Origin of the sequence: Pseudomonas alloputida, from assembly GCF_021283545.2 — a bacterium.
In the GTDB taxonomy this organism is placed as follows: domain Bacteria; phylum Pseudomonadota; class Gammaproteobacteria; order Pseudomonadales; family Pseudomonadaceae; genus Aquipseudomonas; species Aquipseudomonas alloputida.
On sequence record NZ_CP128540.1, the window covers coordinates 741,243 to 764,805 of the forward strand.

Consider the following 23,563-nt stretch of genomic DNA (forward strand, 5'->3'; position numbering starts at 1 on the left):
ACAAAGCGGGTACGGCCGGGCCTGTGTGCAGGCCTCTTTACAGGCGCATCAGTGGTGGTGATCGAACTCCAGCAGGAAGTTACGGGCAACCTCGCCTTCCAGCGCGGTCATGTGGTGCTCGGCGTCGCACATGTGTTCGTGCATCAGCCGGCGTACGGCGGGTTCGTCGCTGGCGCGCAAGGCGGTCAGCAGTTGCTTGTGGTAGCCGATGTTGGCGGCGGCGAACTGCTGGCGCTTGGGCAGGTAGGCCTTTTTCAGCACCACCAGGTCGCGCAGCAGGTCGTTGAGGAACACCGCCATGAAACGCAGCAACGGGTTGGGGCAGCGGTCGGCCAGCAGGGTGTGGAATTCAAGCTCCGCCAAGCGCTGCTCACGCTGGCCTTCTTCGCTGTCTTCCGGCGCGCTGCAGAAGTCGATGTTGGCCTGCAACGCGGCGTAATCGGCTTCGCTCAGCTTGCCCATCACCGACACCGCCAGTTCTACCTCGATGACTTTGCGCAGCTGGTACACCTGTTCGCCGTCCAGGTGCTGAAAGTGCAGGTAGTTGCGCAGTGCGCGGCTGGCTGGTTCGGTGCCCACTTCGTTCAGGTAGGCGCCCCCGGTCGGGCCGGTGCGGGTGCTCACCAGGCCTTCGACTTCGAGCGCCTTGAGGGCTTCGCGGGCGGTGCCCTTGGAGCATTCGAAATGCTCCATCAGCTCCCGCTCGGTAGGCAGGCGGTCGCCGGGGTGCAGCGCTTCGGTGACGATCGAGCGCTTGACTGATTCGACGATCACATCGGACAGCTTCTGGCGCTTGCGTTTGGGTTTGAGCATTTCGCTATTTTTCATATTTATGCGGATAAATAGGATTTAGCGAATTTTGCCCGGACGGGTCAATGCTGGCGGGGGGGAGGGGTCGTAAATGGTGTGAAAGGGTCGGGGAGGGATATGTGGAACACGAAATTGCAGATAAAAACTGTGGGAGCGGGCGTGCCCGCGAACACCGGCGAAGCCGGTGCCATACACCGTGGTGCCTGCTTCGCGGGCAAGCCCGCTCCCACAGATTTCGAATTGGTTTCAGGATTGAACAGACATCGTGTTCAGCCTTGGTGGCCAGGGCCCTGCTGCAGGTGGGCCTGGCTGCAATACCACTCATTGCCCTGCTGCAGCGCCCGGTCGTTGGGCAGGTGCACGCCGCAATGGGCACAGCGCACCATCTTCAGCGGCGCATCCAGCTTCGCCTCGGGGTGCGACTGCTGGCTGACTTTGTATTTGCGCCACAGCCAGAACGCGGCGGCGATCAGGGCGATCCAGAAAAGTAGGCGAACCATGGTGTCCAGCTTGTCGATTGAAGAAGCCAACAGTCTAGGACGCGGCCAATAAAAAAGGGAGGCCCAAGGCCTCCCTTTCATTCACCGCTGAAGGTCAGTCGAACAGACCAAAGGTCATGTAGCTGAACCAGGAACGGTCTTTCTCGGCTTCTTTCGGGCCTTCCGGCACGATTGGGTCGCCGTTCTCGTCTTTAGGCAGCAGCTCTCGCGGCATCTCGTCGCGCGCGTCCTGGAACTGTTTGACCACGTCCTGGTTGGCGCGGGTTTCGCCTGGCGGCAGCGGGGTTTCGGTTTCGATCAGGCCCAAGGTGGCCTTGGACAGCCAGCCGCGGCCGTCAGACTCGGTCTGCTTGGGCTGGAACTCGCCATCGACCAGGCTCGGGTGATCCGGGTAGTTGAGCTTGAGGGTTTCCAGGCTCGTGGCGGCCAGTTCGTCCAGGTGCAGCTTCTGGTACGACTCGACCATCACCGCCAGGCCGTCACCGACGGACGGGGTTTCCTGGAAGTTTTCGACCACGTAGCGGCCACGGTTGGCAGCCGCTACATAAGCCTGGCGGCTCAGGTAGTAGTCGGCCACGTGGATTTCGTACGAAGCCAGCAGGTTGCGCAGGTAGATCATGCGCTGCTTGGCGTCTGGCGCGTAGCGGCTGTTGGGGAAGCGGCTGGTCAGCTGGGCGAACTCGTTGTACGAGTCGCGGGCGGCGCCCGGGTCACGCTTGGTCATGTCCAGCGGCAGGAAGCGCGCCAGCAGGCCACGGTCCTGGTCGAACGAGGTCAGGCCCTTGAGGTAGTAGGCGTAATCGACGTTCGGGTGCTGCGGGTGCAGGCGGATGAAGCGCTCGGCGGCCGACTTGGCGGCCTCGGGCTCGGAATTCTTGTAGTTGGCGTAGATCAGCTCGAGCTGCGCCTGATCGGCATAGCGGCCGAACGGGTAGCGCGACTCCAGGGCCTTGAGCTTGTTCACGGCGCTGGTGTAGCTGGAGTTGTCCAGATCAGCCTGGGCCTGCTGGTACAGTTCGGCCTCGCTGAGGTTCTCGTCAATGACCTCTTTATTAGAGGAACAGGCCGCGGTAAGCCCGAGGATGGCGATCAGCAGCAGGTGTTTCACTCGCATGGCGGCTTGCGTCCCTTTGACGGCCGCTGTCTTGGGCGGTGCCGTCCTGTTATGATGAGCGCCCCGGCCAACCCCGGGACAAAAGAAGCCGTATTTAACCACAAGCTCGCAGCCGAAACCAAAGGCTGTGCGCCCGCCGAATCGAGCATGTCCGAGATCATTCAACTTAGCGCAGAGGTACCGTCCGAACTGGGCGGCCAACGCCTCGACCAGGTCGCCGCCCAATTGTTCGCCGAGTACTCGCGTTCGCGGCTAACTTCGTGGATCAAAGAGGGCCGCCTGACGGTCGATGGTGCAGTCGTGCGCCCTCGAGACCTTGTTCATGGTGGCTCTCAGCTTGCCCTGGAGGCCGAACAAGAGGCCCAGGGCGAGTGGATCGCAGAAGATATCGAACTGGATATCGTCTACGAAGACGACCACATCCTGGTGATCAACAAGCCTGCCGGGCTGGTTGTGCACCCGGCGGCCGGGCATGCCAGCGGCACCCTGCTCAACGCGCTGCTGCACCATGTGCCAGACATCGTCAACGTGCCGCGCGCCGGTATCGTGCACCGCCTGGACAAGGACACCACCGGCCTGATGGTGGTGGCCAAGACCCTGCAGGCGCAGACCAAGCTGGTCGAGCAGATGCAGGCCCGCAAGGTCAGCCGCATCTACGAGTGCATCGTGATTGGCGTGGTGACTGCCGGTGGCAAGATCGACGCGCCCATCGGCCGCCACGGCGGCATGCGCCAGCGCATGGCTGTAACCGACGGCGGCAAGCCGGCGGTCAGTCACTACCGCGTACTCAAGCGCTTCCGCTCGCACACCCATGTGCGGGTCAAGCTGGAAACCGGCCGTACCCACCAGATTCGCGTGCACATGGCCCACGTGGGTTTCCCACTGGTTGGTGACCAGACGTACGGCGGGCGCTTTCGTATTCCGCCCGCTGCCAGCCCGACCATGGTCGAGGCGGTCAAGACCTTCCCGCGCCAGGCGCTGCATGCGCGTTTCCTCGCCTTGGCCCACCCGATTACCGGTGAAGTCATGAAGTGGGAATCGCCACTGCCGGATGACTTCGTCTGGTTGCTGTCGCTGCTGAACCAGGACCGCGAGAGCTTCATCGGATGAGTGACCTGACGCAGGCGTTGCTGTTCCCCGACTGGCCGGCCCCGGCTTCGGTCCGCGCCTGTGTCACCACCCGTCAGGGCGGCGTCAGCCTGCCGCCTTACGAAACCTTCAACCTCGGCGACCATGTTGGGGATGACCCTGCCGCGGTCGCCGAGAACCGCCGCCGCCTGAGCGAACAGTTCACCATCCAACCGGCCTGGCTCAAGCAGGTGCATGGGCGGGTGGTGGCGGATGCCGACCCGACCGTGGTGGCCGAGGCCGATGCCAGCTGGACCCGCCAGCCTGGCATTGCCTGCACCGTGATGACCGCCGATTGCCTGCCTGCGCTGTTCTGCGACCGCGCGGGCACCCGCGTGGCGGCGGCGCATGCTGGCTGGCGTGGGCTGGCGGGTGGCGTGCTGGAAGCCACGCTGGACCGGCTGGCGCTGCCGCCAGAAGAGGTGCTGGTGTGGTTGGGGCCTGCCATCGGCCCGCAAGCATTCGAAGTGGGGCTGGAAGTGCGTGATGCCTTTACCGCCGTGCACCCGCAAGCAGCTCGGGCATTCGTCGACGGCGAACGGCCAGGCAAGCTGTTGGCGGATATCTATGAGCTGGCGCGTATTCGCCTGGCTGCCCGTGGCGTGACTGCTGTTTATGGCGGTGGCTTGTGCACGGTCAGTGATGCGCGGTTCTTCTCCTATCGCCGTACCCCGCAGGGTGGGCGTTTTGCATCGTTGGTCTGGCTGGACCCGCGCTAGCCTGTACCGGCCTCTTCGCGGGCACGCCCGCTCCCACAGAGATTCCGCAAACGTTGAAACTGGTGGTGTACCTGTGGGGGCGAGCATGCCCGCGAATGGCCCCCGTTAATCCAACAGGTTGACTTTGGTCAACCCCGCTAAGCTTGAATCTTCCAGAATCAGCCTTATCTATAAAGTCATCTCAGGCAGGTTTCTTTATAAACAGGCGCTGTCCATCGCTCCGACCTGCCCTTTAAAGGAAGGTACACCATGCGAATAGACCGTTTAACCAGCAAGCTGCAACTTGCAATATCCGATGCCCAGTCTTTGGCCGTTGGCATGGACCACCCTGCCATCGAGCCCGTGCACCTGTTACAGGCGCTGCTCGAACAGCAGGGCGGCTCCATCAAACCGCTGCTGATGCAGGTAGGCTTCGACATCAATGGCCTGCGCCAGGGGCTGGTGAAAGAGCTCGACCAACTGCCGAAAATACAGAACCCTACCGGCGACGTGAACATGTCGCAGGACTTGGCACGTCTGCTTAACCAGGCAGACCGCCTGGCACAGCAGAAGGGCGACCAGTTCATTTCCAGCGAGCTGGTGCTGTTGGCCGCCATGGACGAAAACAGCAAGCTCGGCAAGCTGCTGCTGAGCCAGGGCGTGAGCAAGAAAGCGCTGGAAAATGCCATCAACAACCTGCGTGGCGGCGCGGCAGTGAATGACGCCAACGCCGAGGAATCGCGCCAGGCGCTGGACAAATACACCGTCGACCTGACCAAGCGTGCCGAAGAGGGCAAGCTGGACCCGGTCATTGGCCGTGACGATGAAATCCGCCGTACCGTGCAGGTGCTGCAACGCCGTACCAAGAACAACCCGGTGCTGATCGGTGAGCCTGGCGTGGGTAAAACCGCCATCGCCGAAGGCCTGGCCCAGCGCATCATCAATGGTGAAGTGCCCGACGGCCTCAAAGGCAAGCGCCTGTTGGCGCTGGACATGGGCGCGCTAATTGCCGGTGCCAAGTACCGCGGTGAGTTCGAAGAGCGCTTGAAAAGCCTGCTGAACGAACTGTCCAAGCAGGAAGGCCAGATCATCCTGTTCATCGACGAACTGCACACCATGGTCGGCGCCGGCAAAGGCGAGGGCGCCATGGACGCCGGCAACATGCTCAAGCCGGCCCTGGCCCGCGGCGAGCTGCATTGCGTAGGTGCCACCACGCTGAACGAGTACCGCCAGTTCATCGAAAAGGACGCCGCCCTGGAGCGCCGTTTCCAGAAGGTGCTGGTCGAGGAGCCGAGCGAGGAAGACACCATCGCCATCCTGCGTGGCCTGAAAGAGCGCTATGAAGTGCACCACAAGGTGGCCATCACCGACGGTGCAATCATCGCTGCGGCCAAGCTCAGCCATCGCTACATCACCGACCGCCAGCTGCCGGACAAGGCCATTGACCTGATCGACGAAGCGGCCAGCCGCATCCGCATGGAGATCGACTCCAAGCCGGAAGTGCTCGACCGCCTTGATCGCCGCCTGATCCAGCTGAAGGTGGAGTCGCAGGCGCTGAAGAAAGAAGAAGACGAAGCGGCGAAAAAGCGCCTGGAGAAGCTGACCGAGGAAATCGAGCGGCTGGAGCGTGAGTATTCCGACCTGGAAGAAATCTGGGCTTCGGAGAAAGCTGAAGTGCAGGGCTCGGCGCAGATCCAGCAAAAGATCGAGCAGTCTCGCCAGGAGCTGGAAGCCGCCCGTCGCAAAGGCGACCTGAACCGCATGGCCGAACTGCAGTACGGGGTGATCCCGGACCTGGAGCGCAGCCTGCAGATGGTCGACCAGCACGGCAAGACCGACAACCAGTTGCTGCGCAACAAGGTCACCGAGGAAGAAATTGCCGAAGTGGTATCGAAATGGACCGGCATTCCTGTGGCCAAGATGCTCGAAGGCGAGCGTGAGAAGCTGCTGAAGATGGAAGAGCTGCTGCACCAGCGCGTGATTGGCCAGAGCGAGGCGGTAACCGCCGTAGCCAACGCCGTACGCCGCTCGCGTGCCGGGCTGTCCGACCCGAACCGGCCAAGTGGTTCGTTCCTGTTCCTCGGCCCGACCGGTGTGGGCAAGACCGAACTGTGCAAGGCGCTGGCCGAGTTCCTGTTCGACACCGAAGAGGCGATGGTGCGCATCGACATGTCCGAATTCATGGAGAAGCACTCCGTCGCGCGCCTGATCGGTGCACCACCAGGCTATGTAGGGTATGAAGAGGGCGGTTACCTGACCGAGGCCGTGCGGCGCAAGCCTTACTCGGTGGTGCTGCTGGACGAGGTGGAAAAAGCCCACCCGGATGTGTTCAACGTGCTGTTGCAGGTGCTGGAAGACGGCCGCCTGACCGACAGCCACGGGCGCACCGTGGACTTCCGCAACACCGTGATCGTGATGACCTCCAACCTGGGCTCGGCGCAGATTCAGGAACTGGTGGGTGACCGCGAGGCACAGCGTGCGGCAGTGATGGATGCGGTGGGGGCGCACTTCCGTCCGGAATTCATCAACCGCATCGACGAAGTGGTGGTGTTCGAGCCTTTGGGCCGCGAGCAGATTGCCGGTATTACAGAAATCCAGCTCGGCCGCCTGCGCAGCCGCCTGCTGGAGCGCGAACTGTCGTTGAGCCTGAGCCCAGAGGCGTTGGACAAGCTGATTGCCGTGGGTTATGACCCGGTGTACGGCGCGCGGCCGCTGAAGCGTGCGATCCAGCGCTGGATCGAGAACCCGCTGGCGCAGCTGATTCTGGCCGGCAAGTTCCTGCCCGGTACGGCGATCACCGCCAAGGTGGAAGGCGACGAAATCGTCTTTGGCTGATTGTGTTGCACCATGAGCCCCGCGTTTGCGGGGCTTTTTTTGCCTGTTGCCAATGCCGGCACAGCCCAGCTATTTCGGGCCTTTGGGCCAACCCGGGGTAACCGCCTGAAATTTTTGAAATTTTTGCTTGCATCAAATTTAGAGTGCCCCTAATATACGCCGCGTTGTCAGGCACTAAGCGAAACACCAGCAACATCGGTGATCGCAAAACAACTTACAAATCAGTAAGTTGAATGAAAAAAAGTGGTTGACAAGCAAAACGAAGAATGTAGAATAGCCGGCCTCAGCAGCGACAACGCGAAAGCGAAGAAGCTAAAGAGTCCGAAGCGAACACAGTCTTCGGAGTTGTACCGAAGTTCAGTTCCGCGATAGCTCAGTCGGTAGAGCAAATGACTGTTAATCATTGGGTCCCTGGTTCGAGTCCAGGTCGCGGAGCCAATCTCGGGGTGTAGCGCAGTCCGGTAGCGCGCCTGCTTTGGGAGCAGGATGTCAGGAGTTCGAATCCCCTCACCCCGACCATTTTCCGGGTCGTTAGCTCAGTTGGTAGAGCAGTTGGCTTTTAACCAATTGGTCGTAGGTTCGAATCCTACACGACCCACCATGTAGAAAAGGGCATCTCAAAGAGATGCCCTTTTTTTTGAAACACTCGGGGTGTAGCGCAGTCCGGTAGCGCGCCTGCTTTGGGAGCAGGATGTCAGGAGTTCGAATCCCCTCACCCCGACCATTTTTGGGTCGTTAGCTCAGTTGGTAGAGCAGTTGGCTTTTAACCAATTGGTCGTAGGTTCGAATCCTACACGACCCACCATGAACAAAGGGCATCTCGCATGAGATGCCCTTTTTCTTTTGCCTCGAAAAATGCGCCCATCGGCGCAATCCCACCTGCATCTATTTGCCACACCGCCCCTATGTAGGAGCGGGTTCACCCGCGAATGCGGCAGTGCAGCCACCATCGCATTCACAGGTAAACCCGCGCCTACAGGGCATGGGGGCGCCTGTTAGTGCAACTTCAGGCGCGGCTCGGTACCCCGGCCAATCTTGCTGCCCAGCATCATCAACGCCGTGCGGAAGAACCCGTACAGCGCCATCTGGTGCATGCGGTACAGCGACACATAGAACATGCGCGCCAGCCAGCCTTCCAGCTTCACGCTGCCCATCAGGTTACCCATCAGGTTGCCCACCGCCGAGAAGCGCGACAGCGACACCAGCGAGCCATAGTCCTTGTACTCGTACGTCGGCAGGGCCTTGTTCTCCAGGCGCGCCTTCAGGCTTTGCGCCAGCATCGAAGCCTGCTGGTGCGCCGCCTGTGCGCGCGGCGGCACGTTACGATCGCTGCCGGGTTGCGGGCAGGCGGCGCAGTCACCGAAGGCGAAGATGTTGTCGTCGCGGGTGGTTTGCAGGGTAGGGCGCACGACCAGCTGGTTGATGCGGTTGGTTTCCAGGCCATCGATGTCCTTGAGGAAACCTGGCGCGCGGATACCGGCTGCCCACACCTTCAGGCTGGCCTGGATCACTTCACCGTCCTTGGTTTTCAGGCCGTCCTCGGTCACTTCACTGACTGCGGCGTTGGTCATCACCTTCACCCCGAGTTTTTCCAGGGTTTTGTGAACCGGTACGCTGATGCGCTCCGGCAGCGCTGGCAGAACGCGCGGGCCCGCCTCGATAAGGGTGATGTGCATGTCCTTGGGCTGGATGCGGTCCAGGCCATAGGCCGCCAGCTCGTGGGCAGCGTGGTGCAGCTCGGCCGCCAGCTCTACACCGGTGGCACCGGCGCCGACAATGGCTACGCTGATTTTCTCGCTGGCCACGTCGCCGGCGTGGGCACGCAGGTAGTGGTTGAGCAGTTGCTGGTGGAAACGCTCGGCCTGCTTGCGGGTATCCAGGAACAGGCAGTGCTGCGCTGCGCCCAGGGTGCCGAAGTCGTTGGTGTTGGAGCCCACGGCAATCACCAGGGTGTCGTAGCCCAGGGTGCGCGCAGGCAGCAGCTCGCGGCCCTCTTCGTCGAGGGTGGCAGCCAGTTGAATCTGCTTGCCTTCACGGTCCAGGCCGCTCATGCGCCCCAGCTGGAAATTGAAGTGGTTCCACTTGGCCTGGGCCACGTAGTTCAGTTCGTCTTCCGAGGAGTTCAGCGAGCCGGCGGCCACTTCGTGCAGCAGTGGCTTCCAGATGTGCGTGAGGTTGGTGTCGACCAGGGTGATTTCGGCCTGCTTGCGCTTGCCCAGGCTTTTACCCAGGCGGGTCGCCAGTTCCAGGCCGCCGGCGCCGCCGCCGACAATCACGATGCGATGAGTCATGGGAATATCTCATAAGGTTTACGGAATTCGTGGCCCTGGGGGCCGGCCGCAAACTGCACGAGGGGAGGGCGAGCGCGAAGCAGCTCATAGCACCAGTCCACTCAGCAGGCGGCTGATGAGACCCAACCCGATGGTCACGGCCAGCACCAGCACAAGGAGCAGCCACGGCCGGAAGGGCCTGCGCTCGACTTGGTGCTGGGGGGCTCGCAGATACTCATCGACACGACGCTGATCTTCCGGGTTCAGGCGACTGGTCATGGTGGGCCTCGTCAGGTAGACGTTTGTGACTGCGCAAACGCTACAGCGTTCGCGCAGGCGCTTGAAACAAATGATAATGCTTTCTATCCCTGGCGCCGAGTGTACGCCATCGCAAACAGTCGCTGCACTGGATCAAAGACTGATGCCTACGTCGAAGACGATGCTGCGGCCCAGGTTGCCGCGCAGGAAATCCGGCGCATCGGGGTGGGCAAACAGTACCCGGGCAAAGGTTGGCCCGACCAGCGACAGCGAGCGCCAGCCCTGGCGCAGGTATTCGGTAGGCGGCGGGAAGTGGGTGTTGAGGTCGAGCACTTCGCGCTTGAGGCTGGAGAACGCGATGATGTCCAGCTCGTTCAGCTCCAGCCCGCGTTCCCGGTAATTGTGCGCCTTCTTGCGCAAGGTGGGCGCCAGGCGCCCCAGCAGTTCGGTGGCACTGATGCGCCGTGGGCGTGCTTCGCGGCGTACCAGCTGCGCCAGGGAAAACGCACTGCGTCGCCGCTGCAGCTCCTCGCGCCATTCATCGTTCAGCCGGCGGCCCTCGTCGAGCACGAAAAACACCTCGAAGGCGGCGTCGCGGAACAGCACGTCAGGTGGCTCCTGCCCCGCCGGGGTGAAGTCCTCGCTGCGGTAGGGAATGTTCAGCCCCTGCAACAGGCGCTGGCACACCCAACGCTCCCGCTCCCACTTACGGGCGTTGGAGAGAAAGGCATTGGCTTGTTCGGCCTGGATGGTAAGCAGGCGCAGGTAGTCTGAGTCATCCATGCAGACAAGCTTAGCCGCTAATCGATGACGGTAAGATGCTGTTTAAGCGTGAGAATCAGCCCAGCACTGGCCACTGTTGCACCAGCCCGACCAGATGCACCACGCCAAAGCCCAGGCAGATCAGCGAACTGACCACGATAAAACGCTGCGAACGCCCGGTGCCCGCCAGCAATACTGGCCCCAGCAGGCCGCGTAGCAAGTACACCAGGGTGATCAGGCAAATGACTGGCAGCAGCAAGGGCAGCCGCCCGATCGCCCCGGCAGCCGACAGCGCATAGGCCGACCAGGCCAGCAACACGCAGGCGATGGCGGCGGTGATCAGCGCCGGGTAGCAGCGGCCCTTCTCGGCGGCCACCGCCATGCGCTCACCGGCCCCGAACAAACGGTACCAACGCGGCCCCACGGCGATGATGGCCAGGTGAATTACACCGATGATGGCGTTGAGTGCCGCTGCCAGTAGCAGGGCGGGGTTGGTTCCTTCCAGCATGACCAATGCTTCCTGCATCGAATGGAAGCGTCAGCCTACCGCAGCCGAAGGAATGGGAGAATGGGTGTAGACTCGGTTTTATCCACATGGCCGCAAAGGGTATTGTTCAGGTGATCAGCGCGCAGGTGTTATCCGGCACCACCCTTACCCTTGGCTGGCTGGGTTATGTGCCGTTGCTGATCTGGGCGGTCAGCCGGGTTCGCTGGGTGGAACTGTTTACCGACCGGCGCCGCCAGCATTTGCTGTTTGGCACGGTGTTCTGCCTGTTTGCGCTGTGGCTGGTGCGGCGCGACTTTGATACCGGGGTGTCGTACCACTTTATTGGCATGACGGCGGTCACCCTGTTGCTGGACTGGCCGCTGGCGGTGCTGGGTGGCTTCATGGCCCAGCTCGGCTTGCTGGCGCTTGGGCGACAAGACCTGGCGGCGTTGGGGGTGAACGGCTTGATGCTGATTGGTTTGCCGGTGCTGATTACTGAGGTGTGCGCGATAGTGGTCGAGCGCGCCCAGCCGCGAAACCTGTTCGTTTATATTTTTTGTTCGGGGTTCTTCCCGGCAGCGCTCACCGTGCTGGTTTGCGTACCGGCGGCGCTAGGGGTGTTGTGGCTCGACGGGCGGTTTGCCCTGCCGGAATGGCTCAGCGACTTTGTCGGCTACCTGTGGCTGATGATGTTCCCCGAGGCGTTCATCAACGGCATGGTGATAAGTGCGCTGGTGGTGTTTTGCCCCGAGTGGCTGGAAACCTTCAACCGGACGCGGTATTTGCAGGCGCCCTGGAAGGAAGATGAGCGGTGAATGTGTGGTGGCTGTGCCGGCCTCTTCGGGGGTAATGCACAGCACTCAGAGCTTGCCCGCTCCCACAGGTACCGCGCGGGTTGTGGGCCCGCGTTGTATTGGTGGATCAGCTCAATGCCGCGGCTCCAGGTCCCCCGAATACAGCTCATCTTCGGACTCTTCCGACCCCGCAATCTTGTGCTCCTCAGCCGCCCAGGCGCCCAGGTCGATCAGTTTGCAACGGTCCGAACAAAACGGCCGGAACGCGTTTTTTTCGCTCCATTCCACAGGCGCGCCGCAAGTTGGGCAATCGACGGTCAATGGCTGGCTCATGGCTGGCCTCCTTTCAAAGTCAGGTAAAAGTGGTGCAGGCGGTCAATCTGCTCGTGCAGCGCGGCCAGGCCGCCGTCGTTGACCACCACATCATCGGCATGGCGCAAGCGATCCTCACGGGCCAACTGCGCCTGCAAAATGGCCTGCACGTGCTCGGCACTGGTGTTGTCCCGCGCCAGGGTACGGGCTATTTGCAGGTCCTGCGGCGCATCGATCACCAGTACGCGTTGGGTCTTATGGTGCTGGCCCGATTCGATCAGCAGCGGCGACACATAGACCGCATAAGGCGACTGCGCCTTGGCCAGATAGCTGAAAATCTCCTGACCGATCAGCGGGTGCAGCAGTTGTTCCAGCCATTTGCGTTGCGCCGGGTCGGCGAATATCAGCTGGCGCAGGGCGGCGCGATCGAGCTGGCCGTCACCCTGCAGCACGCCCGGGCCGAAGCGCTCGACGATGCTGGCCAGGGCCGGGCGGCCAGGTTCGACAACCCAGCGCGCCGCCTGGTCCGCATCGACCAGGTGCACGCCAAGCTCGACAAAGCGCTCGGCAGCGGCGCTTTTACCGCTACCAATGCCGCCGGTCAGGCCGAGAATCCAGGGGGTAAAGGCCGCAGTGGTCATCAGTATCCAAGCAGTTGCATGTATGAGGCGTATATTTCATCACCCCAGAGCACGGCAATCCACCCCGCAATTGCCAGATAAGGGCCAAACGGGATTGCCGTGCCCATGGCATCCCGGCGAAAACGCAGCAGGCACAGGCCAAACAGCGCCCCCACCACCGACGACAACAGCAGCGTCAACGGCAGCACCTGCCAACCCCCCCACGCCCCGATCAGCGCCATCAGCTTGAAATCGCCATAGCCCATGCCTTCCTTGCCGGTGACCAGCCTGAACACCCAGTACACCGTCCACAGGCTGAGGTACCCGGCCACTGCGCCCCACAGTGCGTCGGCCAGGGGCACATGGATGCCAAAGGCATTGACGATCAGCCCTAGCCACATGGTCGGCAGCACCAGCACATCCGGCAGCAGCTGGTGGTCCGCATCGATCAGGCTCAGCGCCAGCAGGCACCAGGTCAGCGGCAGAGCCACCAACGCCTCTACCGAAGCGCCGAAGCGCCAGGCCACTACCAGCGACAGCAGCGCGCTGGCCACTTCCACTACCGGGTAACGCAGGCTGATGCGGTTTTTGCAGGACGAACAGCGCCCGCCCAAGGCCAGGTAGCTGATGACCGGAATGTTCTCCCACGCACGAATCCGGTGCGCGCAGTGTGGGCACCGGGAGGCGGGCAGGCACAGGTCGAAACGCGCGTGCTGCGTGGTCGGCAGCCCCAATACCTCTTGCGCCTCACGCTGCCATTGCCGCTCCAGCATGATCGGCAGGCGATACACCAGCACGTTGATAAAGCTGCCCACCAGCAGGCCGAGCACCGTGGCAAGGGTGAGGAAATACGCTGGCTGTTCAGCCAGCAAAGCCCATAAAGTCATGTTCAGATCAAACTACCCAACTGGAAGATCGGCAGGTACATCGCCACCACCAGGCCACCCACCAGCAAGCCCAGGATCAGCACGATGGCCGGCTCCAGCAGGCTGGTCAACTGATCCAGCGCCTGGCTGACCTGTTCCTCGTAATGGCTGGCGGCTTTTTCCAGCATCTGGTCCAGCGTGCCGCTGGATTCACCGATGGCCGTCAACTGCACCAGCAAGGGGGGGAACAGCGGTTCACCGGCCATCGCCTGGTTCAGCCCTTGCCCATTGGCCATGCCTTGGCGCAGCCGCAACACCGCCTGCTCGTGCAGGTCGCCACCCGTTACCCGCGCCACCGTCCCCAGCGCATCCAGCAACGGCACCCCGGCGCCGTAGGACGTTGCCAGGCTGCGCGCAAACCGCGCCAGCGCGGCCTGCCCCAGCAACTTGCCAAACACGGGCAAGCCCAGCACCCGTCGAGATATCCACAGGCGCGCTGGCGCGTGCTGCCGGTAAAGCTGGCGCACGGCAACACCCATCACCACGCCCATCACCAGCAGCAGCGGCGCAAACCGGCTCAGCCCTGTGGACAAGTTGATCACCCATTGGGTAAATGCCGGCAACGCCGCACCCATGCCCGAGAACATGCTCTCGAATTTAGGAATCACCTCCAGCAACAAGATCGCCGACACCCCCAGCCCGGTCAGCAACAGCAGCAGCGGGTAGATCATTGCCTTGCGCACCTTCTTGTGCAGCACCCGACGCTGTTCCAGCATGCCCGCCAGTTGCTCCAGTTGCCGGTCGAGCGTACCGGACTGCTCGCCCACCCGTACCAGGTTGCAATACAGCGCATCGAACCATGCCGGGTGACGCTGCAACGCATCCGCCAACCCCAGGCCCGAGGCCACATCCTGTTTCAATCTTTCCAGCAGCGCCGCCTGCGCCGCATCGCAACCACTGCGGCCCATCACCTCGAACGCCTGCAGCAGCGGCACGCCGGCCTTGAGCAACGTCGCCAACTGCCGGCTGAACCCCGCCGGGTCAGCCTTTTCGCGCCGCTTTGGCAAGCTGAACGCCAGCCCGCTGGCCGGCCGCAAACTCGCCACCGTGATGCCCTGGCGAATCAGCCCGGCGCGCACATAAGCCGGGCTGCGCCCGGGTGTTTGGCCGCTGACCGGCGCGCCGTTGGCGTCGGTGCCGTGCCAGTGGTAGAGAAGTGAAGATGAAGTCATGCAAAGGTCCTTGTTCAGCCCCGGCGACAAGCCTGGAAACAGCTTGCCGCGTCCATGCAAGGGCACGCGTCCGTGATGCTCACTAGAGTAGTTCAGCGAAGATGACGCCCGTGCGGGCAGGGGTGACAAAAGGTGTCTGTTCAGGCCTACTGCGCCGCTGCCGGTTGGGGCGCAACTGACCTCAATGTGTAAGCGAATCAAAAAGGAACTACGTTCATGAAAGGGCAACGCGGTATCACCCTGATCGAACTGATGATCGTCGTCGCGATCATCGGCATTCTGGCGACCATCGCCTTACCGATGTACACCAACCACCAGGCACGCTCCAAGGCCGCGGCCGGGTTGCTGGAGATCAGCGCCCTGAAGACGGCGATGGATCTGCGGCTGAATGATGGGAAGGATGTAGCGGATGTAGCCGCCCTGGGTGGCCAGCCAGCGACGGCGCATTGTGCGATCACGGCCAGCGGCAAGGCCGCAGATGGCAGCGGCAGCATTGTCTGCACCCTGGTGGATGCGCCTGCCAACGCGCTGGGCAAGGCCCTGACCCTGACGCGTTCGACCAGCGGCTGGGCGTGCACGACCGACATCGAGGACGACCTGGCGCCCAAAGGGTGCAAGGGGGCTTGAGGGCAGGGCAATAAACCAGCGGAAACAGGGGTTTGCGTTACGGGTGTGAGCAGTGGTACGTTGCGCTACACGCCGGTGTAGCTCAGTCGGTAGAGCAGCGCACTCGTAACGCGAAGGTCGCAGGTTCGATTCCTGTCTCCGGCACCAGAGACCAGTTTCCAGAAGTCTATGACTGTCTACGAAACACCCCGCAAAGCCCGCCTAGCGCGGGTTTTGTTGTTTCTGTCTGTCTCGTTTTGTCTCTGGGCATCTACGCGATTTAGGGATATGGTTAGGGATATCTCGGTTCGACAAGGAAACGTATCCCTATGGCGCGCACAGTGGTGCCTCTCACCGATCCCAAATGTGATGCGGCCAAGCCTCGGGAGAAGGACTACAAGCTGTTCGATGGCAAAGGCCTCTACCTGCTGGTGAAGCCGTCAGGGGTCAAGACTTGGCGTATGAAGTACACCAAACCTGATGGCCGTGATGGTTTAGCTACGTTTGGCAACTATCCGGCGCTCGGCTTGAAAGCGGCCAGGGAGCGACGCGCTCAGGCGCTTGAGCTCCTTGCTGCTGGGAAAGACCCCATCGAGCAGGCGCGCTTGGACAAACAGGAAGCGGCTAACGCCCGGGCGAATACATTCCGTTTGCTTGCTCAGGAATGGCACGCGGCCTGCGCTCGTAAGTGGACACCTGGTCATGCCTCCACCGTGTGGCGACGCATTGAATCCCACCTGTTGCCCACTCTCGGTGATCGCCCGGTCGCGGAACTCAAAACACGGGATCTGCTGGTTCCACTGAAGGCGGCGGAAAAGCGGGATACCTTGGATACGGCTGCACGCCTACGGCAGTACATGACGGGCATCCTCCGCATGGCGGTTCAGCATGGCCATCTGGATTTCAACCCTGCGATAGATCTGCAAGGCGCCACGGCTACCCGCAAAACAGCGCACCGGCCTGCTTTGCCATTTGAGCGCTTACCTGAGCTCCTCCAGCGGATAGATGCCGACAGCGGGCGCGGCCTGACCAAGCTCGCGGTGCAGCTGACCTTGCTGGTGTTTATCCGCTCTAGTGAGCTCCGATTCGCTCGCTGGGGTGAGATCGACATGGGAAGGTTGATGTGGGAAATCCCTGGTGAGCGAGCGCCTATCGAGGGCGTAAAGAACTCCCATCGCGGCTCGAAGATGAGCACACCACACTTGGTTCCGCTCAGTCGCCAGTCAGTTAGTGTCTTGGAGCGAATCCGCGATCTCACCGGCCGATTCGACTTGGTATTTGCAGGTGATCACCATCACTGGAAACCCATGAGCGAAAACACCGTCAACAAGGCCCTTCGACGCATGGGGTATGACACGAAGTCAGAGTTGTGCGGCCACGGTTTCAGGACAATGGCTTGTTCAGCACTAGTTGAGTCGGGGTTGTGGAGTAAAGACGCCGTCGAACGACAGATGAGCCATCAGGAGCGAAACACGGTGCGCGCAGCGTATATCCACAAAGCAGAACACATTCAGGAGCGAAGGCTCATGGTGCAGTGGTGGGCAGATTATTTAGACGCCAATCGAGTGGAAGCGATCACCCCGTACGACTTTGCCCACCGAGATGCTGTCGCGAGCGACATTTGAGATTTCAAGCAACGCATGAGGCATCGAGAGCCAGCGATACGTTACGGTCGTCAATGCTCGTGGATCGTAGCCACCAATTGGGGTGTTTCATGTGCAACTCGTGTTTCGGGGCTGGTGGAACCGTTGAAAATCCTAGCCTCCGGACTGGTAACACATCGCTGGCCCACACGGACAAGCAGGTGTATCAAAGCTATATGGTGTTTCGCACCACTGTTGCCTGTCGGTCCTGTCGGCAGCTTAGCGATCATCTATCGCGCAGGCTCATTTTTCGATCAAGGGGGCGTGGGGTGTGATCTGGTCCGAAAATGAGTTGGAGCAATTCACGTTCGCGCTTGCGAATACTGACATCAGTAGCCTGCTCGATGAGATCCAGATGATGGAGGATGCTGTAGCGGAAGCTGCACTTTTCCCTGAGTTTCGTGAGCACTTTCGCCAGGCATTTGATGTGATAAACGAGGCAGCTTCATATTGGCTCGAGGAAGGCTTGGGGTATTCTAGTCAAGCAAGGCGGGTAATCCATGAGACGTTCAGGCAGCGAGATCTCATTTACGAGCGATTGTGCTATGCCCAGTCGTTTTCGCTGCCGGATGTAGTGCGTCAGGTGCTAGGTCAAGTTGAAGCTATTTCTAGCTCTCGAATGGCGGCGAGCTACGCCTTCGCGCAAGCGCTGGACGCTGTTCAGGTGCTGGCTGACTGGTTGGGGAATGTTGAGCTAAATGTGTACGACATCAACCCTGACTTAGTCGAATTCCTAAGGCTGAATGATCCCGAGTTTTTTCACACCATGGTTGAGCGCCAACGCCGTACCCAACCGGGCAGGGAAGCTGAGGTCAGAGAGACCTTTGCCCAGTGGGTGGCTGAATCGGAAAAGGTTTTGATGCTTGCTGACCTTCATCGCCAGTCTGAAGTCGCGTTGAGCTCTGGGACGATTCAGCCAGGTAGTTTTTTCCCAACGATGATCGACAAAATCTACACCGTGAAAAGCTCCGAGAGGGCGCGCTTGGCTGGCAAGGGGAACAGTCGGCCAGGTACCGCTACTCAAGATGGAAAGGCGAAGAAGCGGGAGCTCACTCGGGCCGCCGTTGAGCGTATCAAGAAGTCCTATCCTGAAATTGAACCTAAGGCACTGCTGTCCAGGTTGGTCGGCATAGAGGGAATCGGAACGCGCGACACGATAAGGGAAAATCTCAGAGCGCTGGGAGAGTACGGCCCGAGGAAAAAAAGAAAAACGAGCGGACCGTGTTGATTCGTTTTTGAGTTTTTAGTCTGTGCCTGTCTCTGTAGATATAGGCATGACTATGACCACTCTCTCCGCAGCAAACACCCTCCATTCTGGGCGCGACCCGCAGACCACACTGATACGCATCACTGAAGTGATGGCCATTGTCGGGTTGGCCCGCCCCACGATCTACAAGCTGATGCAGCAGGCCGAGAGTGGCTTTCCGCTGCCGGTGAAGCTGAGCAACAGCACCGCCCGGGGTGCCCCGGTAGCCTGGGTTCTTTCCGAGGTTCAAGCATGGACGCGTACCCGTTTGGGCTGGCACAACAATGCATTCCTGCTGCCTGATCGTCAGGTCGGTCAGCATGGTGAGCACCTGCACTTCTATGACGCTGGAGCCCAGCTCCCGCCAATCAACGAGGCGGGCACCCTAGAGCAGTGGCAGAGCCAGATCGGCGCTCTTTGTGTCGGTAATCATCGCTTGGCGTTTGTGGTCAGCACGGCCTTTGCTGGCCCCTTGCTTCATCTGCTGGGACACGAGTCTGGCGGTTTTCACCTTTATGGTGACAGTTCTGGTGGGAAGACCACGCACTTGCAGGTAGCCGCCTCGGTGTACGGCGGACCACGCTTGGTACGGTCATGGCGATCGACCGACAATGCGCTTGAGTCAATCGCTGCGGCGCACTCTGATGGACTGTTGATCTTGGATGAAATCGGCATGTGCGACGCTCGCATTATCGGCGAGACCGTCTACATGCTCGGCAATGGCACCGGCAAAGCCCGGGCGAATGATCGAGGACAAGCAGGCCGTACCGTACAGGAATGGCGCCTGCTGTTTCTTTCGACTGGTGAGAAGACGCTGGCGCAGCACATGGCTGAAGCCAACAAAGAGCTTAAGGCTGGCATGGAGGTTCGCATGCTGGCGGTACCGGCGAACGCCAGCAAAGGGTTAGGGATGTTCGACACCCTGTGTGGATTTGAAGATGCCGCGACGCTCTCCGATGCACTCAAGCTGCGGGTGAGCAAGTTCTATGGTACGCCGCTCACAGCATTCCTGGAGGCCCTGTGCGCTCCCGGCAAGCTTCCCGGCCTGGTGAGCATCATGCGTCGTACGGTCGAGCAGTTCATCGCACAGAACCTCCCGACGTCAGCAAGTGGGCAGGTCCAGCGTGCTGCTCTTCGCTTCGGCCTGGCCGGGGCCGCGGGCGAGCTCGCAACTGCCTTGGGCGTGACCGGCTGGCCAGACGGCGCTGCGCTCACGGCAGCTCGCGTTTGCCTGCACGCATGGCTGGCGGAGCGCGGCGGTGCTGGGAATATGGAGGGGGAAGCCATCATGGCACGCCTGCGCCAAGTCATTGAGCGCTTCGGCGAGAGCCGTTTCACGCGGTGGGAGTCCGTCGCCGCGAAGATCGATGAGCACGGCCCTCGCACGATCGACCGTTTGGGCTTTCGCAAAACAATGGAGCACGGCATGGGCGACACCATGCACACGACCATCACCTACTACGTGCTCCCGGAGGCGTGGCGATCGGAGGTGTTCCGGGGAATGAACATCACGGCCGTTAACCGCGAGCTGATAGAGCGGGGCGTTCTCCAGAGCGGTAAGGACGGAAAGGCGTCCTGCACTGTGAGGTTGCCTGGCATGGGAATGCAGCGCTGCTATGTGGTGCTCAGTGAACCAAGCACCGAGGGTCCGCTGGCTGAGGCAACGGCTGCCTAAAAGCAGCTTTTCCACATGAGGCATACACCGGCGTGTCCGGCCTCGCCAGCCGCTCAACCATAACCTCAACTCTAGGATGACAGATCAATGAAAAGCCTTGAAAAACTGAACACTGAACGCAGGCAATATCAAACAGAACTCCAGGAGCTAGAACAGCAAATCGCCCAATGGGAAGCGCACTTGTGTGACCCAGACTTCGCGGTAACGCCGGCCGGACAGAGCCTTGAGATACCTCGCCAAGAAGCAAAGTCGAAGGTCGACAACCTCAATTACAGGATTTCCGCCATCGATCAGGACATTGCATGGTATGGCCGAAAGGCAAATAGCTCCGAACTGATGGCTGAGTACAAAGAGACCATGAGCAACTGGACAACTGATAAGGTGGACCTAGAGGGCAAGCGGAAGGTACTGAACACTCGAGTGGTAGAAATCAAGAACCAGACCGAGAAGCTTATCTCCGTTGCTCGTCAGACTGAAGAAGAGGCCGCACGGGCCTATGCACAAGCGATTGCTTGGAGCGATGACGAGGGTGAGAAAAAAGCTGCCGATGACATGCAGAAAGCGGCGAAGGCTTTGAGCTCAGCGAGAGACCATGAGCGCCGCCAAGGTTTAATAATCGCTGCCATGGAGCAGGAAATTGGCATTATCGACGTGCATATCGAGGAAGCAGCTAAGGAAGTTCTCAAAGCAGAACGGTCTGCGGTAGTCATCGCACTGGAACGCCTGGAAGAACAGTGGGATGTAGCGGTGAAAGAGCTTCTTGAGCTAGGTGCAAAACTGTATGCTGCGAAGCGTTACATGGGGCGTGAAGGGATGGCATTTCATCGCTTTCATGTAAGTAGTCAGTTGGAAAGCTACACTCACTGGAGTGACAGCGATTTGGCTGTAATGAGCCATCAATATTCCCCCGCTCAGATCATAGATATCAAACTCATAGATCACCAAAAAAATAGCGCCCTGTCCTAAAGAAAGCGCCGAACGCATTGCCTAACTGTGTGCGGTAATGCGTTTTTCGAGTGGATATCTCATATAAACTATGTTAATTGTGTAACTATGAGTTTTAATTGCGCATGAGTTGAATAGGATGCCCTGAGCATATTCAGTGCGCGTGTATCATTCGGAGTGGAGAGTATAAGGCGGTAGATCCCCAATCTATTGGTTTTGCATTCGTTGTTTCGCTGCAAGAAAGGGGTTGTAGTTTAGCGGAAACCTAACTGGTTTCCGCGGCTTAAAGTAAGATCAATTCTGGCTGGTCGCCTTTGGGTCGAAGTCGGTTGCGGACTTAATTGTTTCTTTTATTAGTTTTGGTCTTTGCTTCGAAACGTATTCGCAGCCGAATTTTTCTATTTCTTTTGCAAGTTCTTCGGTCTGATAGACCGAGTAGATAATGACTCTGCGTTGGTTGTTGCCATTATTTCTGGCGGATCTGGCTATATGGAGTCCTGGATACTGTTTGAATAGTGTGGGCTCATTTCCTTGTGGGTGGAAACCTTCACCTTTAGGGATGTTTAAGTCGATGATAAGGGCTCTGTAGTCATCGGTTTGAATTTTTTGTATCGCGTCACTAGCAGTCAGAGCAATCTCGACATTAAAGCCTATGTGGTTGATAAAGTCGATTAGCCAATCAAGATTGGTTGGTTCGTCGTCTGCAAGAAGAATTGTTTTTTCTAAATATTTTTTCATTATAGGTACCACGAGTCCTTGGGAAAAATTACAGTGAAGGTTGAAATGCCACGCCGCCTACTATGAGCTGCGGTAACATCTCCGCCGAAAAACGTCCGCATAATTTCTCGACATAAATACAGACCAAGTCCAGTGCTCAAAGCGATGGATGCTTTAGCCTCTTGGCTACGAAATCCTAATGCAAATATTTTCTCAGCATCGTGCGACGAAAATCCAATGCTGTGGTTCTCAAATGATACCCTCAGCGCCCCAGTCTTTTTTTGTACGGTTGGGGTAACGGATATTGTTGTGTCAGGAATCCCATATTTAACTGCGTTGTCAAATAGGTTCATAAAAACCTGCCGTAATGCCTCCGGTCTTCCCTTGATCTTGTATTGCGTGACCTTGTCAGTTAAGCCAATTTTAATGTTCCTTTTGGCTCCAAGCTCTGAGTAAAATTGAAGTGCCTCAATTATAGATTGAGGTAAAATTACAATGCCCTCTTTCTTTGGGGCGCTCAAGAGTTTTTGTTCGGAAGAAATCTCAGAGAAAAAAGCAAGATTTTTTGTAAGGTGAATGCATTGTTCGATTTGTGCTCTTGCGGCGTTAATCTTTTGGTTTATTTCTGCGCCTTTATATATGCCATCTACCACATTATCTAATGTTCCAGCTACGCCGTTTAAAGGATTAACAAGTTGGTGGACAAAGTTTCCAAGAAATAGAAGATCAATGCGCTGAGCTTCATTTGCTTTTGATTCGAAGTTGTTGTCATTCATGAATCTTTATGACTCCTGCTTGGTGCTCTATCTGAAAAGATCCCCAGAATGCAACGAGTTTTAGTAGCTGGATGTCGCTCTCTGGTTGCATTGAAATATCGGCATCAATAATTATGGAGTTGTCTTTTTGAATTGAGCTTACATCAATTGATGAGCTTTTCTTGAGCATGCGCACAAAAGCTAACAAAGCCCTAAGTGCATATTTATCTACTGGGTATATTTTTTCTGAGTAGTTGTCGCCTTCGAATCCGTCAACTTTTGCGTTAAATGGCGAAGGGCTTATTTTTCCTTCAAGTTCATGTTGCATCATTTTTGCCTGCATCAACTCTGCAAGCGACCCAGCAAATGTAAGCTCTCGGTTTTCTTGATTTTTGGATTCTAGTGAGTCTCTGCCCATAGCGGCAGCAGTTGTCTTTGCCACCGTTTGGGCTAGTTGAAGGAAAGCAGGAGGAACAATGGCTGAATTTGAAGTGAGACCATATTTCAAAAGGATAGATGGGAAAAGCTGTAGGGAGTTTTCAAGATAATATCCTGGCCAGCACCTTATCTTGGGGTATTTATTCTTACTGTTCCAGTTATTTACTTCGTCCACACAATTGGTTGAAAGGTTAGAAGTAGTTATCATTAGGAGATAGTCAGCGCCGTTATTAATGGCGTATGAGAGCTTTCCAAAGACAGTCGGCCAATCGATAGACGACTCGTATCGCTTGCACTCAATGTACCATTTTTCAGTGAAGCCGGTTCCACTAAAGTCAATGACGGGAAATTCACCCTCTAGATCTCTGCCTCTGTCGGCGCCAGGTGTTCGCCAGACTAGGTTGGTTATTCCTGACTGCGTTAAGAGGTCATATGATAGGTTCTCAAATAGCCTTGGATCCAACGCTTTTAAGCTGTCTAAGATTCCCAACGGAAAATCCTTCTAAAGTAGTCCTTGAAAATAGCTCTTATGCGAAACTTCTATTTTCCGTGGATGGCACCAGTTATGGAGAACTTCTCGGTCGATCCGTCTGATCGATTTAGCCAGAAGCATTTCGTGCCATAGTCAGCACTTCGAACGCTGAAACCGATAACTCCACATCCAATTTTCGAAGCGGAGTTAGGATGATGCTCTAACGCAGCTTGCAAAATCACCGCGTCATCGGAGTTAACCCGATCTCCAACATCATACCGGTGCAGCATGGCTCTTAAATGTTTGACCGCGTCTCCCCTACGGTCGAATTCAAGTGGACCTAGAGTAATGGGCTTTGCAGGCATATCTAATCTCCTTTT

24 protein-coding genes and 6 tRNA genes are annotated in these 23,563 nt (G+C 58.6%); 15 read left to right on the forward strand and 15 right to left on the reverse strand.

Annotated features, from left to right (window positions below; all coding sequences use genetic code 11):
- Positions 1–48: 48 nt before the first annotated feature.
- The 3 genes from LU682_RS03310 to LU682_RS03320 all read right to left on the reverse strand — a co-directional run bounded on the left by LU682_RS03310 (position 49) and on the right by LU682_RS03320 (position 2,424).
- Positions 49–813, reverse strand: a complete 765-nt coding sequence (locus tag LU682_RS03310; protein WP_010951884.1) for a FadR/GntR family transcriptional regulator — start codon at positions 811–813, stop codon at positions 49–51.
- Positions 814–1,079: 266 nt separating this feature from the next.
- Entirely contained in the window at positions 1,080–1,310 is a 231-nt protein-coding gene (locus tag LU682_RS03315; protein WP_014589594.1) for a PP0621 family protein, read from the reverse strand.
- Between the two features lie 94 nt (positions 1,311–1,404).
- Complete coding sequence (locus LU682_RS03320) at positions 1,405–2,424, reverse strand: outer membrane protein assembly factor BamD (RefSeq protein ID WP_003247556.1); 1,020 nt, start codon at positions 2,422–2,424, stop codon at positions 1,405–1,407.
- 147 nt (positions 2,425–2,571) lie between these two features.
- Between LU682_RS03320 and rluD the strand changes: the two genes are divergently transcribed.
- The 8 genes from rluD (at position 2,572) to LU682_RS03360 (ending at position 7,890) form a co-directional block, all read left to right on the forward strand.
- Positions 2,572–3,534, forward strand: coding sequence for a 23S rRNA pseudouridine(1911/1915/1917) synthase RluD (gene rluD / locus LU682_RS03325; protein WP_049588123.1), 963 nt, complete (start codon positions 2,572–2,574; stop codon positions 3,532–3,534).
- Positions 3,531–4,271: a peptidoglycan editing factor PgeF gene (gene pgeF, locus LU682_RS03330; protein ID WP_010951886.1), complete on the forward strand. Its 741-nt coding sequence runs from the start codon at positions 3,531–3,533 to the stop codon at positions 4,269–4,271. The genes rluD and pgeF overlap by 4 nt, the downstream gene beginning before the upstream one ends.
- Before the next feature lie 249 nt (positions 4,272–4,520).
- Positions 4,521–7,085 (forward strand): ATP-dependent chaperone ClpB, encoded by a 2,565-nt coding sequence (clpB, locus tag LU682_RS03335; protein WP_010951887.1) that lies wholly within the window; start codon positions 4,521–4,523, stop codon positions 7,083–7,085.
- Positions 7,086–7,447: 362 nt separating this feature from the next.
- Positions 7,448–7,523 (forward strand) — tRNA-Asn (locus LU682_RS03340).
- Positions 7,524–7,527: 4 nt separating this feature from the next.
- Positions 7,528–7,604: transfer RNA gene (locus LU682_RS03345), tRNA-Pro, on the forward strand.
- 6 nt (positions 7,605–7,610) lie between these two features.
- A tRNA-Lys gene (locus LU682_RS03350) sits at positions 7,611–7,686 on the forward strand.
- Positions 7,687–7,732: 46 nt separating this feature from the next.
- Positions 7,733–7,809 (forward strand) — tRNA-Pro (locus tag LU682_RS03355).
- Positions 7,810–7,814: 5 nt separating this feature from the next.
- Positions 7,815–7,890, forward strand: a tRNA-Lys gene (locus LU682_RS03360).
- Between the two features lie 190 nt (positions 7,891–8,080).
- Here LU682_RS03360 and LU682_RS03365 read toward each other — a convergent pair.
- The 4 genes from LU682_RS03365 to LU682_RS03380 form a co-directional block, all read right to left on the reverse strand.
- The gene (locus LU682_RS03365; protein WP_003247549.1) at positions 8,081–9,376 is read right to left on the reverse strand and encodes an NAD(P)/FAD-dependent oxidoreductase; all 1,296 of its coding nucleotides are present in this window, start codon (positions 9,374–9,376) and stop codon (positions 8,081–8,083) included.
- Positions 9,377–9,460: 84 nt separating this feature from the next.
- Entirely contained in the window at positions 9,461–9,634 is a 174-nt protein-coding gene (locus LU682_RS03370; RefSeq protein ID WP_008091951.1) for a DUF3094 domain-containing protein, read from the reverse strand.
- Between the two features lie 132 nt (positions 9,635–9,766).
- The gene (locus tag LU682_RS03375; RefSeq protein ID WP_003247546.1) at positions 9,767–10,396 is read right to left on the reverse strand and encodes a DUF1780 domain-containing protein; all 630 of its coding nucleotides are present in this window, start codon (positions 10,394–10,396) and stop codon (positions 9,767–9,769) included.
- 55 nt (positions 10,397–10,451) lie between these two features.
- Positions 10,452–10,883 carry a hypothetical protein gene (locus tag LU682_RS03380; protein WP_049588119.1) on the reverse strand — a complete coding sequence of 144 codons (432 nt, stop codon included), beginning with the start codon at positions 10,881–10,883 and terminating at the stop codon, positions 10,452–10,454.
- Between the two features lie 86 nt (positions 10,884–10,969).
- On the opposite strand from LU682_RS03380, the gene LU682_RS03385 reads away from it, so the two are divergent.
- Positions 10,970–11,677 carry an energy-coupling factor ABC transporter permease gene (locus LU682_RS03385; RefSeq protein ID WP_049588121.1) on the forward strand — a complete coding sequence of 236 codons (708 nt, stop codon included), beginning with the start codon at positions 10,970–10,972 and terminating at the stop codon, positions 11,675–11,677.
- A 111-nt stretch (positions 11,678–11,788) separates the two neighbouring features.
- Here the strand turns inward: LU682_RS03385 and yacG are convergent, their stop codons facing one another.
- The 4 genes from yacG to LU682_RS03405 are packed head-to-tail and all read right to left on the reverse strand — an operon-like array spanning position 11,789 to position 14,686.
- Positions 11,789–11,989: a DNA gyrase inhibitor YacG gene (gene yacG / locus LU682_RS03390; RefSeq protein WP_010951889.1), complete on the reverse strand. Its 201-nt coding sequence runs from the start codon at positions 11,987–11,989 to the stop codon at positions 11,789–11,791.
- Positions 11,986–12,609, reverse strand: coding sequence for a dephospho-CoA kinase (gene coaE / locus LU682_RS03395; protein ID WP_004575721.1), 624 nt, complete (start codon positions 12,607–12,609; stop codon positions 11,986–11,988). The genes yacG and coaE overlap by 4 nt, the downstream gene beginning before the upstream one ends.
- Positions 12,609–13,475, reverse strand: coding sequence for a prepilin peptidase (locus tag LU682_RS03400; protein ID WP_010951890.1), 867 nt, complete (start codon positions 13,473–13,475; stop codon positions 12,609–12,611). Before LU682_RS03400 ends, coaE begins: the two co-directional genes overlap by 1 nt.
- 2 nt (positions 13,476–13,477) lie before the next feature.
- Entirely contained in the window at positions 13,478–14,686 is a 1,209-nt protein-coding gene (locus tag LU682_RS03405; protein ID WP_010951891.1) for a type II secretion system F family protein, read from the reverse strand.
- 216 nt (positions 14,687–14,902) lie between these two features.
- On the opposite strand from LU682_RS03405, the gene LU682_RS03410 reads away from it, so the two are divergent.
- From LU682_RS03410 to LU682_RS03440, 6 genes are all read left to right on the forward strand, one after another.
- The gene (locus LU682_RS03410; RefSeq protein ID WP_010951892.1) at positions 14,903–15,313 is read left to right on the forward strand and encodes a pilin; all 411 of its coding nucleotides are present in this window, start codon (positions 14,903–14,905) and stop codon (positions 15,311–15,313) included.
- A gap of 71 nt (positions 15,314–15,384) precedes the next feature.
- Positions 15,385–15,460 (forward strand) — tRNA-Thr (locus tag LU682_RS03415).
- Positions 15,461–15,621: 161 nt separating this feature from the next.
- Positions 15,622–16,917 carry a tyrosine-type recombinase/integrase gene (locus LU682_RS03420; protein WP_060489696.1) on the forward strand — a complete coding sequence of 432 codons (1,296 nt, stop codon included), beginning with the start codon at positions 15,622–15,624 and terminating at the stop codon, positions 16,915–16,917.
- Between the two features lie 289 nt (positions 16,918–17,206).
- The gene (locus LU682_RS03425; protein ID WP_060489698.1) at positions 17,207–18,163 is read left to right on the forward strand and encodes a hypothetical protein; all 957 of its coding nucleotides are present in this window, start codon (positions 17,207–17,209) and stop codon (positions 18,161–18,163) included.
- Between the two features lie 52 nt (positions 18,164–18,215).
- Positions 18,216–19,856: a DUF927 domain-containing protein gene (locus LU682_RS03435; protein ID WP_082412190.1), complete on the forward strand. Its 1,641-nt coding sequence runs from the start codon at positions 18,216–18,218 to the stop codon at positions 19,854–19,856.
- Positions 19,857–19,943: 87 nt separating this feature from the next.
- Complete coding sequence (locus tag LU682_RS03440; protein WP_060489700.1) at positions 19,944–20,822, forward strand: hypothetical protein; 879 nt, start codon at positions 19,944–19,946, stop codon at positions 20,820–20,822.
- A 273-nt stretch (positions 20,823–21,095) separates the two neighbouring features.
- Here LU682_RS03440 and LU682_RS03445 read toward each other — a convergent pair whose 3' ends face one another.
- From LU682_RS03445 to LU682_RS03460, 4 genes are read right to left on the reverse strand one after another with little or no spacing between them, the layout of a single operon-like run.
- A complete protein-coding gene (locus tag LU682_RS03445) occupies positions 21,096–21,539 on the reverse strand; it encodes a response regulator (protein WP_060489702.1) in 444 nt (147 codons plus the stop codon).
- A complete protein-coding gene (locus tag LU682_RS03450; protein ID WP_060489704.1) occupies positions 21,539–22,294 on the reverse strand; it encodes a sensor histidine kinase in 756 nt (251 codons plus the stop codon). Before LU682_RS03450 ends, LU682_RS03445 begins: the two co-directional genes overlap by 1 nt.
- Positions 22,287–23,201, reverse strand: a complete 915-nt coding sequence (locus LU682_RS03455) for a restriction endonuclease (RefSeq protein WP_060489706.1) — start codon at positions 23,199–23,201, stop codon at positions 22,287–22,289. Before LU682_RS03455 ends, LU682_RS03450 begins: the two co-directional genes overlap by 8 nt.
- A 50-nt stretch (positions 23,202–23,251) precedes the next feature.
- On the reverse strand, positions 23,252–23,548 hold the full coding sequence (locus LU682_RS03460) for a DCL family protein (protein WP_082412189.1): 297 nt from the start codon (positions 23,546–23,548) through the stop codon (positions 23,252–23,254).
- Between the last annotated feature and the right edge of the window lie 15 nt (positions 23,549–23,563).

What these genes read in the sequence shown, in the direction of transcription:
- LU682_RS03310 (WP_010951884.1), bottom strand. Translation starts at nt 813, where the DNA reads ATGCTCAAACCCAAACGCAAGCGCCAGAAGCTGTCCGATGTGATCGTC.
- LU682_RS03315 (WP_014589594.1), bottom strand. Translation starts at nt 1,310, where the DNA reads ATGGTTCGCCTACTTTTCTGGATCGCCCTGATCGCCGCCGCGTTCTGG.
- LU682_RS03320 (WP_003247556.1), bottom strand. Translation starts at nt 2,424, where the DNA reads ATGCGAGTGAAACACCTGCTGCTGATCGCCATCCTCGGGCTTACCGCG.
- rluD (WP_049588123.1), top strand. Translation starts at nt 2,572, where the DNA reads ATGTCCGAGATCATTCAACTTAGCGCAGAGGTACCGTCCGAACTGGGC.
- pgeF (WP_010951886.1), top strand. Translation starts at nt 3,531, where the DNA reads ATGAGTGACCTGACGCAGGCGTTGCTGTTCCCCGACTGGCCGGCCCCG.
- clpB (WP_010951887.1), top strand. Translation starts at nt 4,521, where the DNA reads ATGCGAATAGACCGTTTAACCAGCAAGCTGCAACTTGCAATATCCGAT.
- LU682_RS03365 (WP_003247549.1), bottom strand. Translation starts at nt 9,376, where the DNA reads ATGACTCATCGCATCGTGATTGTCGGCGGCGGCGCCGGCGGCCTGGAA.
- LU682_RS03370 (WP_008091951.1), bottom strand. Translation starts at nt 9,634, where the DNA reads ATGACCAGTCGCCTGAACCCGGAAGATCAGCGTCGTGTCGATGAGTAT.
- LU682_RS03375 (WP_003247546.1), bottom strand. Translation starts at nt 10,396, where the DNA reads ATGGATGACTCAGACTACCTGCGCCTGCTTACCATCCAGGCCGAACAA.
- LU682_RS03380 (WP_049588119.1), bottom strand. Translation starts at nt 10,883, where the DNA reads ATGCTGGAAGGAACCAACCCCGCCCTGCTACTGGCAGCGGCACTCAAC.
- LU682_RS03385 (WP_049588121.1), top strand. Translation starts at nt 10,970, where the DNA reads ATGGCCGCAAAGGGTATTGTTCAGGTGATCAGCGCGCAGGTGTTATCC.
- yacG (WP_010951889.1), bottom strand. Translation starts at nt 11,989, where the DNA reads ATGAGCCAGCCATTGACCGTCGATTGCCCAACTTGCGGCGCGCCTGTG.
- coaE (WP_004575721.1), bottom strand. Translation starts at nt 12,609, where the DNA reads ATGACCACTGCGGCCTTTACCCCCTGGATTCTCGGCCTGACCGGCGGC.
- LU682_RS03400 (WP_010951890.1), bottom strand. Translation starts at nt 13,475, where the DNA reads ATGACTTTATGGGCTTTGCTGGCTGAACAGCCAGCGTATTTCCTCACC.
- LU682_RS03405 (WP_010951891.1), bottom strand. Translation starts at nt 14,686, where the DNA reads ATGACTTCATCTTCACTTCTCTACCACTGGCACGGCACCGACGCCAAC.
- LU682_RS03410 (WP_010951892.1), top strand. Translation starts at nt 14,903, where the DNA reads ATGAAAGGGCAACGCGGTATCACCCTGATCGAACTGATGATCGTCGTC.
- LU682_RS03420 (WP_060489696.1), top strand. Translation starts at nt 15,622, where the DNA reads ATGGCGCGCACAGTGGTGCCTCTCACCGATCCCAAATGTGATGCGGCC.
- LU682_RS03435 (WP_082412190.1), top strand. Translation starts at nt 18,216, where the DNA reads ATGACCACTCTCTCCGCAGCAAACACCCTCCATTCTGGGCGCGACCCG.
- LU682_RS03440 (WP_060489700.1), top strand. Translation starts at nt 19,944, where the DNA reads ATGAAAAGCCTTGAAAAACTGAACACTGAACGCAGGCAATATCAAACA.
- LU682_RS03445 (WP_060489702.1), bottom strand. Translation starts at nt 21,539, where the DNA reads ATGAAAAAATATTTAGAAAAAACAATTCTTCTTGCAGACGACGAACCA.
- LU682_RS03450 (WP_060489704.1), bottom strand. Translation starts at nt 22,294, where the DNA reads ATGAATGACAACAACTTCGAATCAAAAGCAAATGAAGCTCAGCGCATT.
- LU682_RS03460 (WP_082412189.1), bottom strand. Translation starts at nt 23,548, where the DNA reads ATGCCTGCAAAGCCCATTACTCTAGGTCCACTTGAATTCGACCGTAGG.